Here is a 15,542-nt window from a genome sequence, read left to right as displayed (position 1 = left end):
CTGTCCGGCTTCGCCGCTCAGTCGGGCAGGACGGCCGCGGCGACCCGGCGGGCCCGCGCCGGTCGGGTGAGTACGTCGACGTTGTCGAGGTACTGGTCCACCGCGCCGACCGGCGGGCGGGCGCGCAGCTCCGGGTCGGCGATCGCGGCGCGCAGCGCGGTGGTGAACCGCTCGGCGCCCAGCACCAGGAACGGCCGGTCGTGGAACGGCCGGGCGGCCGGGTCGACCGGCGCGGCCAGCCCGGTCTCGTTGGTCCAGGTCGCCACCGTCTCCAGCGCCCGGACCATCCCGGTCTGCCGCTGGGACCACCCGTCCGGCCCGAGGGCGACGGTCAGCGCGTCCAGCACCGGCGCTGCGGCCGGCAGCGCGGCGAAGACCGTGCCGAGCCATTTCGCGTACGGGGGCCAGCGGCGGTGCAGCAGCAGGCCGAGGCGCATCAGGTCGCGGGCCAGCCCGGCGGTGACCACCCGGCTGCCCAGCTCGTCACCGACCTCGGCGCAGCGGCCGACCAGGTGCTCGGCCTGACCGACCCGCTGCCATCCGGCCGCCAGCACATGCCGCCAGACGTCGTCCGGGTACCAGGCCAGCCGGGCCCGGGCGGCGGTGAGCGCCCCGTCGAGCCCGTCGTGGAACACCGCCCCGGCGGTCAGCTCGGCGAGCCGCTGGGTGGGGGCGGCCAGCCAGTCCGCCGTCGTCATCCCGGCCTGCGGGTCCCCGCCCAGCCGGTCCCGCAGCCAGGCTCCCAGCTCGTCGACGCTCACCCCGTGCCGCTCGCCGTCGGCGCTGGCCACGCCGAGCCGGACCGTCGGCCCGCCGGTGAACCGGGTCGGCCAGCCGAGGAACTCGGTCGGCAGCTCGGCGTCGAGGACCGCCCGCACCGGCGCCACCTCGTCCGCGGCGGCGACGAAGAGCTGGGTGCGCGGCCCCCAGTCGTGGTCGGTCGACCGGGGCGTGTCCAGGCCGAGCAGCTCGGAGCCGCCGTCGAGCAGCCCGGCGGCGTAGCGCAGGCCGGGCAGCCGGCGGGCCAGCAGCGGGGCGACCACCTCGTCGTGGAACCGGTGCGCCAGGGTCAGGCCGGGTACGAACGTCACCCCGCCAGTCTGCGCACCGGACGCCGACTGCGCCGCCCGGTTTCCGGCCGACGGCGGGGTCCGACGGTCAGTCCCACCAGACCGCGACCGCGAGCCCGCGCCGGGCCGCCGCCAGGTAGAACTCCCGCAGCGCCACGAGGTGGCCCCGCAGGTGGCGCCGCGGGTCCCCGTCGACCGCCGGCAGGCCGAGCCGGGCCGCCGCGAGGGCCGGCTCGGCCGGCACGGCGGCCAGCACCACCTCCGGGTCCGCCGCCGCGAGCCGCGCGGCCACCTCGGCGACACCGACGGGCTCCAGCGCGGTCACCGGGTGCTCCCACACCGCCTCGGCCCGGTCGCGGTACGCCGGATTGATCTCCGCGTCGCCGTCGAGCGCCCGTCGCAGCGCGGCGACGGTCGCCGGAGCGGCCGGGCCCAGCTCGGCGGCGCGGCACAGCGCGGCCGGCGACCAGTCGAGGTCCAGGTGGTCTGCCGCCGGCAGCAGCCGGTACGAGCAGAGCCGGTCCAGCTCCTCGGTGACCCGGCGGCAGACGGCGAGCTGGTCGGCGGAGAGTCGCGCGAGCTGCTGGGTGACGGCCACCCGTCCCAGTCTTCCCGGCGCCGCCGCCGGCCACCGCCCCGGGTCAGCGGAGCCGGTGGCGGTCCGCCCAGGCGGAGATGGCCGCGGCGATCTCGGCGGGGCGATCCTCGGGTGCGTGGTGCCCGGCCGGCCCGCAGGCGACCGTCTCCAGGGCCGCCATGTTCCGCGCGCACCAGTCGGCCAGCTCCGGGGTGATCAGCAGGGTCGGTGAGCCCTCGAAGGTCAGCAGCAGCTTCGGCACCTCGTCGCTGGCGTCCAGCCACCGGTCGTACGCCTCGATCCGGGCGACCAACTCGGCCGGCTCGCCACCGAGCGGCATCTGGCGCGCCCAGGCCAGCAGCGGCCGCCGGCTCTCCCGGGTCGGGTACGGCGCGAGGTAGGTCTTCAGGTCCTCCTCCCCCACCGGCTGGAGCACTCCGCCGGTGAACGCCTGCCGGACGAGCAGGTCCTGGTCGAGCACCAGCTGCTCGCCCACGCCCGGGGTGCGGATCGCCTCGGAGCGGGCCCGGGCCTGGGGCGAGAGGTCGCTCCACGCCATCGGCTTGACCATGGTCTCCAGGAACGCCACGCCGCGTACCCGCCCGGGGTGCCGGGCCGCGAAGTCGAAGGCCAGCGCGCCGCCCCAGTCGTGGCCGACCAGGACCACGTCGGTCAGGTCGAGGGCGTCGAACCAGGCGTCAAGGTAGCGGGCGTGGTCGGCGAAGAGGTAGGCCAGGTCGGGCTTGCCGGAGCGGCCCATGCCGATCAGGTCGGGCGCGAGCAGCCGGCCCGCGCCGACCGCGGTCAGAACCTTACGCCAGGTGTGCGACGAACCGGGGTTACCGTGCAGGAACACGAACACCGGTCCGGCGCCGCTCTCCTCGTGGTGGACGGTCGAGTCCAGCACCTTGGTCTCGGGCATGTCCGGGCTCCTTCGGTCAGGCGGGTGGGTCGAGCGGGGTGTCGAGCAGTGCGGTCAGATCGCGGACGAACTCCGCCGTACGCGGGTCGTCGCGGCCGCCGAGCGGGGCGAGCAGCCGGCCGAGCAGCGCCTGAACGGTGTCGATCGCCGGGCGGACCACCTCCTGACCCCGATCGGTCAGGGCGAGCCGGACCGCCCGGGTGTCGACCGGGTCGCGCTCGCGCCGGAGCAGCCCGTCGGCCTCGAGGGACCGGGCCAGCTTCGACACGTAGAGCGGCTCGAGGCCGGTGTGGTCGGCCAGCTCGCGCTGGCTCGGGTGCAGGCCGGCGCGGCGCATCCCGTGCAGCGAGGAGAGCAGCACGTACTGCGCGTGGGTGAGGCCGAGCGGGGCGAGCGCCCGGTCGACCGCCACCCGCCAGCGCATCGCCAGCCGCCAGACCAGATGGCCGGGGCTGGGGCTGGGGCTGATCGGCGTTCCGTTCATGCGAGAAACAGTACATGTACATGATGTACATGGCTAGTGTTTTCTCGCCGCGTCCCCCACCTCGTCGGTGGGCTGTGCCACGCTTGTCGGCGTGGCACACCGACCCCCGATCCTGCTGATCGACTCCCCGAGCCTCTACTTCCGCGCCTACTTCGGCATCCCCGAGTCGGCGGCGAAGACGGACGACGGCCAACCGGTCAACGCCGTCCGCGGCTTCCTCGACATGCTGGCCCAGCTGGTCCGCACCCGGCGGCCCGACCGGATGGTCTGCGCGCTCGACCACGACTGGCGACCCGCGTGGCGGGTGGAGCTGCTGCCGTCGTACAAGGCGCACCGGGTGGCGCCCGAGGGCGGCGAGGTCGTGCCGGACACCCTCTCCCCACAGGTGCCGATGATCCTGGAGGTCCTCGACGCGCTCGGCATCCCCGCGGTCGGCGCCACCGGCTACGAGGCCGACGACGTGCTGGGCACCCTCTCGGTGACACAGCCCGGCCCGGCGGAGGTGGTCTCCGGCGACCGCGACCTGTTCCAGCTCATCGACGACGCCCGCCAGGTGCGCCTGCTCTACGTCGGCCGTGGCGTGGCCAAGCTCGACGACTGCGACGACGCCGCGGTCCGGGCCCGCTACGGCGTCCCCGCCGACCGCTACGCCGACTTCGCCGCCCTGCGCGGGGACCCGAGCGACGGCCTGCCCGGGGTGCCCGGGGTGGGTGAGAAGACCGCGGCCCGGCTCATCGAGCGCTACGACGGCCTGCCCGGCATCCTCGCCGCGCTCGACGACCCGGGCTCCGGCTTCGCCCCGGGGCTGCGCACCAAGCTGAACGCGGCCCGCGACTACCTTGCCGTCGCGCCGAAGGTGGTCCGGGTCGCCACCGACGTGCCGCTGCCGAAGCTGGCCACCGCGCTGCCGACGGCGCCGGCGGACCCGGACCGGCTGCTGGAGCTGGCCCAGCGGTGGAACCTCGCCGGCTCGTGCCGGCGCCTGGTGGACGCGCTCGCCATGCCCCGCTCCTGACCGGACCGGCCGGGCCGCGTCGGCCCGGCCGGATCAGGCGGCGGCGTGGTAGGCCAGCACGCCTCGGTTGACCGCCGCGATCGCCTGCCGGGCGGTGGAACGCAGCTCGGTGGAGGCGCCGCCGGAGTCGGCGAGCTGGCCGAGCAGGTCGACCACCTGGCGGGCCCAGCGGACGAAGTCGCCGGCCGGCATCTCGCCGTCGATCTGGTGGCCGCTGGCCAGCACCTTGGCCAGGGCCTCGCCCCGAGCCCAGCGGTAGATCGGCCAGGCGAACCCGAGGTCCGGCTCGCGCGTGACCGCCAGGCCGCGGGACGCCTCGTCGGCCTCGATGTCGCCCCACAGCTTGAGCGTCTCGTCGACCGCCTCGGCGACCGGGCCACGCGGAAGGCCGGCCCGCTCGTCGACGTCCCGGCGGGCCTCGAAGACCACCACGGAGACCGCGGCGGCCAGCTCGGCCGGGGAGAGCCCGTCCCACACCTTGCGGCGCAGGCACTCGGCGACCAGCAGGTCGGCCTCGGTCCAGATCCGGCCGAGCATCCGGCCGGCGTCGGTCACCTCGCCGTCGGCGGAGAGGTAGCCGCGCGCGGTCAGCAGCGCGACGATCCGGTCGAAGGTGCGGGCCAGCGAACCGGTCCGCCCGGCCACCCGCTGGCGCAGCTCCTCGGTGTCGCGCTCCAGGCGGCGGCGCCGCTCGGCCCAGCGGGCGTGCTCCTCCCGGTCCGGGCACGCGTGGCAGGGATGCCGGCGCAGCTCGGTGCGGAACTGGCTGAGCTGGTGGTCGTCGCCGACCGCCTGCCGGGAGCGCGCACCCCGCCGACCGCCGTGCCGGTCCAGCCCGGTGCCGCTGACCTCGGCGGCCAGGTCGCGCCGGGCCGCCGGCGAGCGGTGGTTGAAGTGCTTGGGCACCCGGATCCGGGCGAGCACCTCGGCCGGGGTGGTGAAGTCGCCGGGGCTGACCCGCCCGGCCCACCGGTCCTGGGTGAGCACCAGCGGGCGGGGCTCGCCGAAGCCGCCGGTGGCCGGGTCGAGCACCACGGCGAGGCCGGCCCGCCGCCCGGACGGCACCCGGATCACGTCGCCCACCCGCAGCCGCTCCAGCGAGGCCACGGCCGCCGCCTTGCGCTGGGTCTGCCCCTGCCGGGCGATGGCACGCTCCCGGTCGGCGATGGCCACCCGCAGGGCGAAATATTCGTCGAAGTCGCCCTGGTGGCAGGCCGCCTCGGCGCCGTACGCCTCGATCGTCTCGGTGTTGCGCTGCACCTGCCGGGCAAGGCCGACCACCGACCGGTCCGCCTGGAACTGCGCGAAGGAGGACTCCAGCAGGGCCCGGGCCGGCTCCGCGCCGACGGTGCCGACCAGGTTGACGGCCATGTTGTAGGAGGGCCGGAAGCTGGACCGCAGCGGGTAGGTGCGGGTGGAGGCGAGGCCGGCGACGTGCCGGGGGTCGGTCTCGGGCGACCAGACCACCACGGCGTGCCCCTCGACGTCGATGCCGCGCCGGCCGGCCCGCCCGGTGAGCTGCGTGTATTCACCCGGGGTGAGGTCGACGTGCGCCTCGCCGTTGAACTTGACCAGGCGTTCCAGCACCACGCAGCGGGCCGGCATGTTGATGCCCAGGGCGAGCGTCTCGGTGGCGAAGACCGCCTTGACCAGGCCGCGGACGAACAGCTCCTCGACGACCTCCTTGAATGCGGGCAGCATGCCCGCGTGGTGCGCGGCGAGCCCGCGCTCCAGCCCGTCGAGCCACTCCCAGTAGCCCAGCACGGTCAGGTCCTCGCCGGGGATGGCGGTGATCCGCGACTCGACCACCTGGCGGATCTCGGTGCGCTCCTCGGCCGAGGTGAGCCGCAGCCCGGCGGCGAGGCACTGCTGCACGGCCGCCTGGCAGCCGGCCCGGCTGAAGATGAACAGGATCGCCGGCAGCAGGTTCTCCCGATCGAGCCGCTCGACGATGTCGGGGCGCATCGGGCCGCGCCAGCGGGGCCCGCGCCGGCCCGCGCCGGGACCGGCGCTGCGCCCCTCCCCCAGCTCCAGCCGGCGCACGGTGTCCCGGGTGTAGCGCAGCAGCTCCGGGTGGACGTCGTGCTTGCGGGCGGCGTCGGCGTCGTGGAACAGGTCGAACATCCGCTTGCCGACCAGCATGTGCTGCCAGAGCGGCACCGGGCGGTGCTCGCTGACCACCACGGCCGTCTCGCCGCGCACGGTGACCAGCCAGTCGGCGAACTCCTCGGCGTTGGAGACGGTGGCCGAGAGCGAGACCAGGGTGACCGAGGCGGGCAGGTGGATGATCACCTCCTCCCAGACCCCGCCGCGGAACCGGTCGGCGAGGTAGTGCACCTCGTCCATCACCACGTAGGCGAGGCCCTCGAGGGTGGCCGAGCCGGCGTAGAGCATGTTGCGCAGCACCTCGGTGGTCATCACCACCACGGGCGCGTCGCCGTTGATCGCGTTGTCGCCGGTGAGCAGGCCGACCTGCTCGGCGCCGTAGCGGTCGACCAGGTCGTGGTACTTCTGGTTGGAGAGCGCCTTGATCGGCGTGGTGTAGAAGCACTTGCGCCGGGTGGTCGGCCCCCCGCCGCCGTCGGCCGCCGCCGGCTTCCCGGGCGTGCCGCGCAGCGCCAGGTGTACGGCGAATTCGCCCACCACGGTCTTGCCAGCGCCGGTGGGCGCGCAGACCAGCACACCGCTGCCCCGTTCCAGGGCCTCGCACGCCTCCCGCTGGAAGTCGTCGAGGTCGAACCCGAGATCGCGGGCGAATTCGTCCAGGGCCGGGAAGGCGGAGGCCTGCGCGGCCCGGCGGCGCGCCGCGGCGTACCGCTCGGCGGGGCTCGACATGTCCCCAAGATTAATCGGTGGGGACGACGACCACCGGCCAAGGCCGTCCGGCAGGTGGGTCGGAGCGGGTCGGTAGGGTGCACGACGTGCCGGATCATGCCGAACCGCCCCGAGTCTCGAGCGGCGCCGACGACGCCGTCCGCCCGAGCCCGTCCCGTCGTTCCGTGGAAGCGGTGCTCTTCGACTTCCACGGAACCCTCGCCCAGGTGGAGGAGCCCCGCGAGTGGGTAATCGCCGCCGCGGCGGCCTGCGGGGTCGAGCTGGACCGGGTGCGGGCCACCGCACTGGCCGACCGGCTGCTCACCGCCGGGCGGGCGGGCGGCCCGCTGCCGGCCCGGGTACCGCCCCGGCTGGCCGAGCTGTGGGCCGACCGGGATCTCTACCCGCACGCCCACCGGGGCGCCTACACCGGGCTGGCCGAGACGGTGGACGCCGGCATCGACGGGCTCGCCGACGCGCTCTACGAGCGGGTGCTGGTCCCGGAGGGCTGGGTGCCGTACCCGGACACCGAGCCGGTGCTGGCCGCGCTCCGGGAGGCCGGGGTAAAGGTGGCGGTGGTCAGCAACATCGGCTTCGACCTCCGGCCGCTGTTCGCCGCCTGGAAGCTGGACGGGCTGGTCGACGCCTACGCCCTGTCGTACGAGGTGGGACGGTGCAAGCCGGACCCGGGGATCTTCCTGCGGGCGTGCGGGATGCTCGGCGTCGACCCGGAGCGGACGCTCATGGTGGGTGACACCCCCGCCGACGCCGGTGCGGTGGCGGCCGGCTGCCGGGTGCTGGTGCTGCCCTGCGCCGACGCGGGCCGGCCGAACGGCCTGAGCGCGGTGCTCGACCTCGCCCGGCCCAACTGACCGTCGGCTGCAGCGCGGTCACGGGGCGGGAGCGCGCCCAGCACAGCGGTGGCCCGGCGGCACCGGGGCCGGCCGGCGGCGCTAGCGTCAGGGGCGTGACCACCCACCGCTCCTTTCGTCCCCGACTCCCCGGAAGCCTCTCCGGCAGCCGGTTCGGCGCGGTCGGGCTGGTGCTCGGGGGGGCACTGTCGGTGCAGTTCGGCGCGGCGGTGGCCGCGCTGCTCTTCCCGCGTACCGGGGTGGCCGGAGCGGTCACCCTGCGGCTGACCATCGGCGCGCTGCTGATGCTGGCCGTGTGCCGTCCCCGGCTACGCGGGCACGGCCGGGGCGACTGGGCGGCCGTGGTCGCCTTCGGGCTGGCCCTGGCCGGCATGAACTCGATCTTCTACCAGGCGATCGAGCGGATCCCGCTCGGACCGGCGGTGACCCTGGAGGTGCTCGGCCCGCTGGCGCTGTCCGTGTTCACCGCCCGCCGGCTGGCCGCCTGGTGCTGGGCCGGGCTGGCGCTGGCCGGGGTGGCCCTGCTCGGGCAGGGCGGGTTCGACCGGCTCGACCCGGTCGGGGCCGCGCTGGCGCTGGCCGCGGGCGCGCTGTGGGCGGCGTACATCGTCTGCTCGGCCCGGGTCGGCGGGCGGTTCCCCCGGGCCGACGGGCTGGCCCTGGCGCTCGCGGTGGCCGCGCTGGTCACCCTGCCGATCGGGCTGGTGGGCTCGGGCGGCCGGCTGTGGCACCCGGCGGTGCTCGGGCTCGGCACCGGCCTGGCCCTGCTCGCCTCGGTGCTGCCGTACACCCTGGAGCTGCTGGCGCTGCGGCGGCTGCCCACGGCGACCTTCGCCGTGCTGATGAGCCTGGGGCCGGCGATCGCAGCGCTCGCCGGGTGGCTGGTGCTCGGCCAGGCGCTGCACCCGGTGGAGGTGCTCGCCATCGCCCTGGTGATCGCCGCGAGCATCGGCGCGGTACGGGCCGGCGCCCCGGCCGCCGCGCCGCCGCCCGCCGCGGTGGGCGCCCGGCGGACCGCCTGCTCGATCGACGCGGCGACCGTGGTGGAGCCCTTGATCAGCCGGGAGACCGAGGGCGGCGCGCTGGTCAGCGCAGCAGCCGCACCGCCGCCGGCACCGCGCTGACCCGCACCGGGAGGTCGAACGCCCGCTCCCCGTCGGCGTACGTGGTGATGCCCTCGGCGTCCAACTCGACGACGCGGGCCCGGTAGCTGCGCACCAGCGGGTGGGTGACGTGGGTGCCCTGGTAGATGCGCGGCTTGACCCGCATCAGGGTGCGCCGGTCGAAGCGGCCGCCCACCACCACGTCCAGCAGGCCGTCGGTCGGGTCGGCGTCCGGGCAGATCCGCATGCCGCCGCCGTAGCTGGCCCCGTTGCCGACCGCCACCAGCACCGCGTCCACCTCCTGCTCCACGCCGTCGAGGCACAGCCGGTAGCGGCGCGGACGCAGCCGGGCCAGCTCGATCAGGATGGCCAGGTCGTAGCGGCGCGGGCCGCTCGGCCAGCGCATCCGGTTGGCCCGCTCGTTGACGATCGCGTCGAAGCCGGCGGCCAGCACGGCGCCGTACCAGCGGTCGCCGCCGCCGGGGGTGGTCAGCCGGGCCAGGTCGACCGGGCGGGTGCGGCCGGCGCGCAGCGCGTCGGCGATCACCTCGACCGCGGCCAGGGGCTCCGCCGGGAAGCCGGTGTCCGCGGCGAAGTCGTTCCCGGTGCCGGCGGGAACCGGGCCGAACGGCACCGGTGTGCCGGCGACCGCCTGCAACGCCCGGTGCACGGTGCCGTCCCCGCCGACCGCGACCAGCGCCCCGGCGCCGTCGGCGACCGCGGCGTGGCACGCCGCCTCCGCCTCCTCCGGGGTGCCCGCCCGCAGCAGCTCGACCGGCCGGCCGGCGCTGCCCAGCCGCTCCAAGAGCCGGGGCAGCAGGCCACGGTGCCGTCCCCGGCCGGCGGTCGGGTTGGCGAGCACGGCCACCGGGCCGGGCGGGACAAGATCGTGCGCGGTCACGGCGAGCACCGTACGGCACGAACCACGCCGCTCACCAGGGGAGACACCCGGATCCCCGATCGACCGGGCGACCGTCCGTCGTGCACCCAGCTCGCCCCCGGGAGCTGCCCCGCACGGCCGGCACGGCACTGGGCAGCCAGTTCGGCCGCCACCCGCACTGACGCGAAAGGCCTGCCGGGTCAGAAGGTGATGCGGACCTTCAGCGCGGTCCGCTCGTCCATCGCCCGGTAGCCGTCGGGCACCCCGTCGAGGGTGACCGACCGGTCGAAGACCGGGGACGGGTCAATGGTTCCGTCCAGCACGTCGGCCAGCAGCTCCGGGATGTACGCCCGGGCCGGCGCGACGCCCCCGGCGAGCGCCACGTTGCGGTCGAACATCTGCCCGATGTCCACCCCGGCGCTGCCGCCGTGCGGGACGCCGACGTAGCCGACCGCGCCGCCGTCGCGGGCGATGGAGATCGCGGTCCGCATCGACTCCTCGGTGCCGACCGCCTCCAGCACCGTGTGCGCGCCCTGCCCCTTGGTCAGCTCCCGCACCGCGGCGATCGCCGCCTCGCCCCGCTCGGCGACCACGTCGGTGGCCCCGAAGGTGCGGGCGATGTCGGTGCGGGCGGTGTGCCGGCCCAGCGCGATGATCTGCTCCGCGCCGAGCCGCTTCGCGGCGAGCACCCCGCAGAGCCCGACCGCGCCGTCACCGACCACGGCGACGGTGGCCCCGGGACGGACCCGGGCGGCGAGGGCGGCGTGATGGCCGGTGGCCAGCACGTCGGAGAGCGCCAGCAGCGCGGTGAGCAGCCGCTCGTCGCCGGCGGCCCCGGCGGGCAGCTTCACCAGGGTGCCGTCGGCGTACGGCACCCGGACGGCCTCGCCCTGACCGCCGTCGGAGCCGACCGAACCCCAGAAGCCGCCGTGCGGGCAGGAGGTGTGCAGCCCCTCGCGGCAGAAGTCGCAGGTCCCGTCGGACCAGACGAACGGCGCCACCACCAGGTCGCCGACCCGCACCGAGCCGACCTCGGCGCCGACGGCCTCGACCACGCCGAGGAACTCGTGCCCGATGCGCTGCCCCGGCTGCCGCTGGGCCACCCCGCGGTACGCCCACAGGTCGCTGCCGCAGATGCAGGCCAGCACGGTGCGGACCACGGCGTCGGTGGGGGTGCGGACGGCGGCGTCCGGCACCTCCTCGACCCGGACGTCGTTCGGGCCGTGGATCACGGTGGCGCGCATGGGTGGGGTCCTCCCGGTGGGCGAGGCGAGCGCCGGGCCGAGTCGGCCGGCGGCGGGGCGGCGGCCCCGGGCGAACACTCGACCGCCCGGGCCCGCCGCGAACCCGCTTCTCGCAGCGGGTGGCGGGGCTCACCGGTCAGCGCACGACGAGCCGTCTGGTCGCCGGGGTGACGCCGTCGCCCTTGACCTTCAGCGTCCAGTTGCCGGCGCCGCCGAGCGCGACGACCGCCTCCGCCTTGCCGTTCGGCTCCGTCTTGATCTCGGCGACCCGCTTGCTCTGCGGGTTGAGCACGTAGAGCGTCCGGGCGACGGTGGTCTTGTTCGTCACCCGGAACTGGATCTTCTCGCCGGGCTCGGCGATCACCCCGTCGGCGCCGGTGATCCCGGCCGCCGTCAGCTCGATCGCGACCTCCCGGTCGTACGCCGTCTCGGCCACGGCGCTGGCCACCGTGCCGTCGTCGGAGACGGTGATCCGGGTCCGCACGCCGTCGCCCTGCTGGCCGGGCTTGCAGGCGACCTCGTACAGCCCGGTGGCGAGGGTGGCGCGCAGGTCCTGGGTCTTCCCCGGCGCGACGTCCGCCGCCTCGGCGACCACCTTGGTGAACCCGGCGCCCTCCCGGCCGTAGAGGTACACCTCGGTGGACTGCTGCCCCCGGTTGGTCACCGCGAAGGTGACCGCGCCCGGGGTGAAGAGGGTGGTGGCGACCTCGCAACTGGTGTCCGTGGCGGTCACCGGGACCTGCGCGCCTTTCGGGGCGGGGTCGTCATCACCACAGGCGGTGAGGGCGGCGGTGGCGCAGATCGCGGCCACGACGGCGGCGGTACGGCTCTTCATGGGCTCTCCGGAGCGGAGGTCAGCGTGCTGACCAGGACGGGCGCCGACAACCGCCCCGGCACACCGCCCGGGGGGACTTCGGCGGAGTCAGGAGAGTCTAAGCGGGCCGGCCGTCCTGGCAAGGGGCAAGGGCCGCGAGGGCGGCCGTGCTGTTCACCCCGGAGGGCGGGCGGGCCGGCCGGCGCCCCCGTCGAGGCCGTCGGCGCCGAGGTGGGCCAGCCCGCTGCCGATCACGTCCCGCGTGCCCCACCGGCCCGGCACGTCGAGCAGTTCCACCCGACCGAACCGGGCGGGCATCCGCGGCGCCATCAGCAGGTGCTCGCCGGCCGCCTCCAGCCCGAGCAGGGCCCGCAGCAGCAGGAACGGGGAGGCCGTGGCCATCGCCTGCGGACCGTTCGCGGTCGGGAAGCGCACCGGATATTCGGTCAGCTCGCGGGGGTAGCCGGCGAACGCCTCAGGCAGCCGGCCGTGGAAGTACGTGGAGGCGTCCACCATGGCCTCGGCGACCCGCCCCGCCTCGTCGGCGAGGCCGTACCGGCGCAGGCCCCAGGCGATCAGGGCGTTGTCGAACGGCCACACCGCACCGACGTGGTAGCCGAGCGGGTTGTACCGTTCCTGTTCGGTGGCCAGGCTGCGGATCCCCCAGCCGGAGAAGAGCCGGGGCCCCAGCAGGTGGGCGGCCATCTGCGGGGCCCGCTCCGCCGGCACGATGCCGCTCCACAGCAGATGGCCCATGTTGGACGCGAGCCCGTCGACCTGCCGGCCGTCGCCGTCCAGGGCGAGCGCGTAGTAGCCCCGGTCGGCGATCCAGAAGTCCCGGTCGAAGCGTTCCCGCAGCGCCTCGGCCTCCCGCTCCAGCCGGTCGGCGTACGCCGGGTCCCCCCAGAACTTCCGGGCCATCCGCGCGCCGCGCAGCTTCGCGTCGTACGCGTACCCCTGGAGTTCGCAGGTGGCCAGCGGCGGGCCGGGCAGCCGCCCGTCGGCGTAGCAGATGGCCTCCGGCGAGTCCTTCCAGCCCTGGTTCGGCACTCCGGTGCGCTCGTTGCGCCGCAGGTACCGGACGTAGCCGTCGCCGAGCAGGTCGCCGTACTCGTCGATCCACCGCAGCGCCGCCCGCGCCTCGTCCTCGAACTCCCGCACCAGGTCGGCGTCGCCGGTCCACCGCTCGTACTCGTCGAGCAGGATCACGTAGAGCGGGGTGGCGTCGGCGCTGCCGTAGTACGGGGACTGCGGCCGTTCCTCGAAGGCCACCATCTCTCCGTAGCGGAACTCTCGGAGGATCTTGCCGGGCTCCTCGTCGCGGAAGTCGTCGAGCACCGCGCCCTGGTTGAGGCCGAGCATCCGCACCGTCCCGGAGGCCAGCTCGGACGCGACCGGGAGCGCCATGAAGCTGGTCAGGATGCTGTCCCGACCGGTGATGGTCGCCGCCCAGGGCAGGCCGGCGGCGGGCATCACCTGGTCGGGCAGGGTCAGCGGCGAGTAGCGCAGCGCCGCCAGGTCCACCAGGCTGCGCCGGTAGACGTCCGTCAACGCCTGCCAGTCGCAGCTGAGCTGCGGCGTCCGGGACAGCCATCCGGCCAGGTCCTGCTGCCGTTCACCGGCTGTGGCCCGGGCCCGCCGCTCCAACCGGTCCCGGACTTCCACGCCGTCCGGCCGCAGCACCAGCGTCTCCACCCGCAGCGTCGTCGTCCACGTCTGCTTGGGCGCCAGCAGGACCGTCCAGGTGAGACCCCGTTCGTCCGCCTGCACCGGCTCGCTGCTGGTCACCACCGTCTCCCGCTGGAACCTCTCCCGCAGGTAGCCGAGGCGCAGGCCGCGCTCCTCCACCCGCTGGTAGCGGCGCCCCGGCGGCGTGCGCTCGGTGGCGACGCCCGGGATCGGCGCGAAGTCGCTGCCCACGTCGAGCCGGACGGTGTACTCCACCGGCACGTGGTGGTGGTTGAGCACCGTCAGCCGCTCCTCGAAGGCGCCGCCGGTGATCGTGCGCTCCCGGATCATCGAACACCTGGAGTCCACGTAGTGCGTCGGTGCGCCGGGCACGAGGAAGAACCGCAGCTGGAGGTAGTCCCGCTCGGCGATGGAGAGCGCGTTCAACCGGTCGCCGTCCAGGGTGAGCCGCCAGACCGACAGGAACCGGGTGTCGAAGTCGAAGAAGCCGACCGGATTGAGCAGGGTCGCCTCGATGTCGCCGTTGTCGTCGCTGATCACGAAGACGTTGCCGTCCAGCACGCGGACCAGGTTGGAATTCATCCGGCCTCGCCGCGCTCCCCGGTGAGGGCGCGCGGATGCCGCGCCCCGGGCGGCGCCGGGAAGAGGCGCTCCAGCAGCACCACGAACCGGAAGCGCCCCTCGGCGATGATGTCGTTGCGCAGCCAGGCGGCGAGCGGCTTGGCCTCCCCACGGGCCATCCGGACGAAGAAGTCCCGCCGGGTCCGGATCACCGTGTCGGCGTCCCGGGCCCGGTGGTCCACCGCGATCCGGCCGTCGGCGATGGTCAGGTGCCAGACGTCGAGCGTGCCGGCCTCCTCCAGCTCGAACCGGATCGTGCCGGCGGTGCGGAGCAGCAGCCGCTCGGGTGCCCGCCGGGCGATCTGCGCGAAGTACGCCTCGATCGGATCGGACACCGCACCGCCTCCCGGGAGAGGGCCGTCGCGCCGCCGGCACCGATGCTCGGCGGGGCCACGACAACGGACGCGTCCGCACCGGCCGGGCGCCGCCCCAGACTAACGCCGGGGCCCGGCACGGACCCGGAGATCGGGGGAACTGCGAAGGCGGCAGGATGGTGGGATGCGCCTGGTCTCCCTGCTCCCCTCGGCCACCGAGATCGTCTACGCCCTGGGGCTCGGTGACGAGCTGGTCGGGGTCACCTTCGAGTGCACGGTGCCACCGGCCCACCGGGCCGGCACCACGGTCGTGGTGGGCGGCCGGGACACCCGGGGGATGAGCCCCGGCGAGATCGACGCGTACGTCAAGGGCCAGCTCGCCGCGGGCGCGGACCTGTACACGCTGCACGCCGGCGCGCTGGCCGGGCTGGACCCGGACCTGATCCTCACCCAGGACCTGTGCCGGGTCTGCGCGCTGCCGTCGGGCCGGGTCGCGGACGCCGTCGACCACCTCGGCTGCCGGGCGGAGGTGCTGTCGCTCGACCCGTACACCCTGGCGGACGTGCTGGACACGATCCTGGCGGTGGGCGCGGCCGCCCGGGTGCCGGACCGGGCGGAGGCCCTGGTGGACGCGTTGCGGGCGCGGCTGGCGGCGGTCCGCGCGGCGGTGGCCGGGCGGCCCCGGCGGCGGGTCGCCGTGGTGGAGTGGGTGGACCCGCCGTTCGGCGCCGGGCACTGGATCCCCGACCTGGTCGAGACCGCCGGCGGCGAGCCGGTGGCGACCCACCCCGGGGCCCGGTCGACGCCGACCACCTGGGCGGCGCTGCGGGCCGCCCGGCCCGAGGTGGTCCTGGTCGCGCCGTGCGGGTTCCACCTGGACGGGGCCGCCACGCAGGCCGCCGGGGTGGCCGCGCGGTTCCCCGGGGCGGAGGTCTGGGCGCTGGACGCGGACGGACTGATCGTGCGGGCCGGCCCGCGCCTGGTCGACGGCGCCGAGGCGATCGCGGCGATCCTGCACCCGGACGCCGTGCCGGCCCCGCCACCGGATGCGGCCCGCCGGGTGGCCTGACCGCCCGCCGCCACGACGGGCGGGGTCAGCCGGCCCGGCGGTCCGGGTGGCCTG

14 protein-coding genes are annotated in these 15,542 nt (G+C 75.6%); 4 read left to right on the top strand and 10 right to left on the bottom strand.

Translation table 11 applies throughout. The features are described 5' to 3' along the window. Window positions 1-17 precede the first annotated feature (17 nt). The 4 genes from AC0OLQ_RS14620 to AC0OLQ_RS14605 form a co-directional block, all read right to left on the bottom strand. Window positions 18-1,091, bottom strand: a complete 1,074-nt coding sequence (locus tag AC0OLQ_RS14620) for a DUF4037 domain-containing protein (RefSeq protein ID WP_484531754.1) — start codon at window positions 1,089-1,091, stop codon at window positions 18-20. Between the two features lie 67 nt (window positions 1,092-1,158). After that, the gene (locus AC0OLQ_RS14615; RefSeq protein WP_484531753.1) at window positions 1,159-1,668 is read right to left on the bottom strand and encodes a hypothetical protein; all 510 of its coding nucleotides are present in this window, start codon (window positions 1,666-1,668) and stop codon (window positions 1,159-1,161) included. 43 nt (window positions 1,669-1,711) lie between these two features. After that, window positions 1,712-2,569, bottom strand: a complete 858-nt coding sequence (locus AC0OLQ_RS14610) for a haloalkane dehalogenase (RefSeq protein WP_484531752.1) — start codon at window positions 2,567-2,569, stop codon at window positions 1,712-1,714. Between the two features lie 16 nt (window positions 2,570-2,585). After that, window positions 2,586-3,053, bottom strand: coding sequence for a MarR family winged helix-turn-helix transcriptional regulator (locus AC0OLQ_RS14605; protein ID WP_484531751.1), 468 nt, complete (start codon window positions 3,051-3,053; stop codon window positions 2,586-2,588). Window positions 3,054-3,144: 91 nt separating this feature from the next. Between AC0OLQ_RS14605 and AC0OLQ_RS14600 the strand changes: the two genes are divergently transcribed. Next, on the top strand, window positions 3,145-4,068 hold the full coding sequence (locus AC0OLQ_RS14600) for a 5'-3' exonuclease (RefSeq protein ID WP_357336805.1): 924 nt from the start codon (window positions 3,145-3,147) through the stop codon (window positions 4,066-4,068). Between the two features lie 33 nt (window positions 4,069-4,101). Here the strand turns inward: AC0OLQ_RS14600 and AC0OLQ_RS14595 are convergent, their stop codons facing one another. Then, a complete protein-coding gene (locus AC0OLQ_RS14595) occupies window positions 4,102-6,903 on the bottom strand; it encodes a DEAD/DEAH box helicase (RefSeq protein WP_484531750.1) in 2,802 nt (933 codons plus the stop codon). An 86-nt stretch (window positions 6,904-6,989) separates the two neighbouring features. Between AC0OLQ_RS14595 and AC0OLQ_RS14590 the strand changes: the two genes are divergently transcribed. Beyond that, window positions 6,990-7,754 (top strand): HAD family hydrolase, encoded by a 765-nt coding sequence (locus AC0OLQ_RS14590; protein ID WP_484531749.1) that lies wholly within the window; start codon window positions 6,990-6,992, stop codon window positions 7,752-7,754. A 95-nt stretch (window positions 7,755-7,849) separates the two neighbouring features. Then, window positions 7,850-8,878, top strand: coding sequence for an EamA family transporter (locus tag AC0OLQ_RS14585; protein WP_484531748.1), 1,029 nt, complete (start codon window positions 7,850-7,852; stop codon window positions 8,876-8,878). Here AC0OLQ_RS14585 and AC0OLQ_RS14580 read toward each other — a convergent pair. The 5 genes from AC0OLQ_RS14580 to AC0OLQ_RS14560 all read right to left on the bottom strand — a co-directional run bounded on the left by AC0OLQ_RS14580 (window position 8,841) and on the right by AC0OLQ_RS14560 (window position 14,440). Next, window positions 8,841-9,767 carry a diacylglycerol kinase gene (locus tag AC0OLQ_RS14580; RefSeq protein WP_484531747.1) on the bottom strand — a complete coding sequence of 309 codons (927 nt, stop codon included), beginning with the start codon at window positions 9,765-9,767 and terminating at the stop codon, window positions 8,841-8,843. The genes AC0OLQ_RS14585 and AC0OLQ_RS14580 overlap by 38 nt on opposite strands. Before the next feature lie 170 nt (window positions 9,768-9,937). Further along, window positions 9,938-10,981 carry a zinc-dependent alcohol dehydrogenase family protein gene (locus tag AC0OLQ_RS14575; protein WP_484531746.1) on the bottom strand — a complete coding sequence of 348 codons (1,044 nt, stop codon included), beginning with the start codon at window positions 10,979-10,981 and terminating at the stop codon, window positions 9,938-9,940. Between the two features lie 136 nt (window positions 10,982-11,117). Further along, complete coding sequence (locus tag AC0OLQ_RS14570; protein ID WP_484531745.1) at window positions 11,118-11,816, bottom strand: hypothetical protein; 699 nt, start codon at window positions 11,814-11,816, stop codon at window positions 11,118-11,120. 153 nt (window positions 11,817-11,969) lie between these two features. Continuing rightward, complete coding sequence (locus AC0OLQ_RS14565) at window positions 11,970-14,066, bottom strand: amylo-alpha-1,6-glucosidase (protein ID WP_484531744.1); 2,097 nt, start codon at window positions 14,064-14,066, stop codon at window positions 11,970-11,972. Further along, window positions 14,063-14,440, bottom strand: coding sequence for an SCP2 sterol-binding domain-containing protein (locus tag AC0OLQ_RS14560; protein ID WP_484531743.1), 378 nt, complete (start codon window positions 14,438-14,440; stop codon window positions 14,063-14,065). The genes AC0OLQ_RS14565 and AC0OLQ_RS14560 overlap by 4 nt, the downstream gene beginning before the upstream one ends. Before the next feature lie 163 nt (window positions 14,441-14,603). Here AC0OLQ_RS14560 and AC0OLQ_RS14555 point away from each other — a divergent pair, with 163 nt between their 5' ends. Then, a complete protein-coding gene (locus AC0OLQ_RS14555) occupies window positions 14,604-15,488 on the top strand; it encodes an ABC transporter substrate-binding protein (protein WP_484531742.1) in 885 nt (294 codons plus the stop codon). Window positions 15,489-15,542 lie beyond the last annotated feature (54 nt).

It is taken from the genome of Micromonospora sp. Utrum1 (assembly GCF_057197805.1).
This window is presented reverse-complemented; position numbering and strand designations above follow the sequence as displayed.

Excerpts from the sequence above, each read along its gene's own strand:
- AC0OLQ_RS14610 (WP_484531752.1), bottom strand. The coding sequence starts at position 2,569 with ATGCCCGAGACCAAGGTGCTGGACTCGACCGTCCACCACGAGGAGAGC.
- AC0OLQ_RS14605 (WP_484531751.1), bottom strand. The coding sequence starts at position 3,053 with ATGAACGGAACGCCGATCAGCCCCAGCCCCAGCCCCGGCCATCTGGTC.
- AC0OLQ_RS14595 (WP_484531750.1), bottom strand. The coding sequence starts at position 6,903 with ATGTCGAGCCCCGCCGAGCGGTACGCCGCGGCGCGCCGCCGGGCCGCG.
- AC0OLQ_RS14575 (WP_484531746.1), bottom strand. The coding sequence starts at position 10,981 with ATGCGCGCCACCGTGATCCACGGCCCGAACGACGTCCGGGTCGAGGAG.
- AC0OLQ_RS14570 (WP_484531745.1), bottom strand. The coding sequence starts at position 11,816 with ATGAAGAGCCGTACCGCCGCCGTCGTGGCCGCGATCTGCGCCACCGCC.
- AC0OLQ_RS14565 (WP_484531744.1), bottom strand. The coding sequence starts at position 14,066 with ATGAATTCCAACCTGGTCCGCGTGCTGGACGGCAACGTCTTCGTGATC.
- AC0OLQ_RS14555 (WP_484531742.1), top strand. The coding sequence starts at position 14,604 with ATGCGCCTGGTCTCCCTGCTCCCCTCGGCCACCGAGATCGTCTACGCC.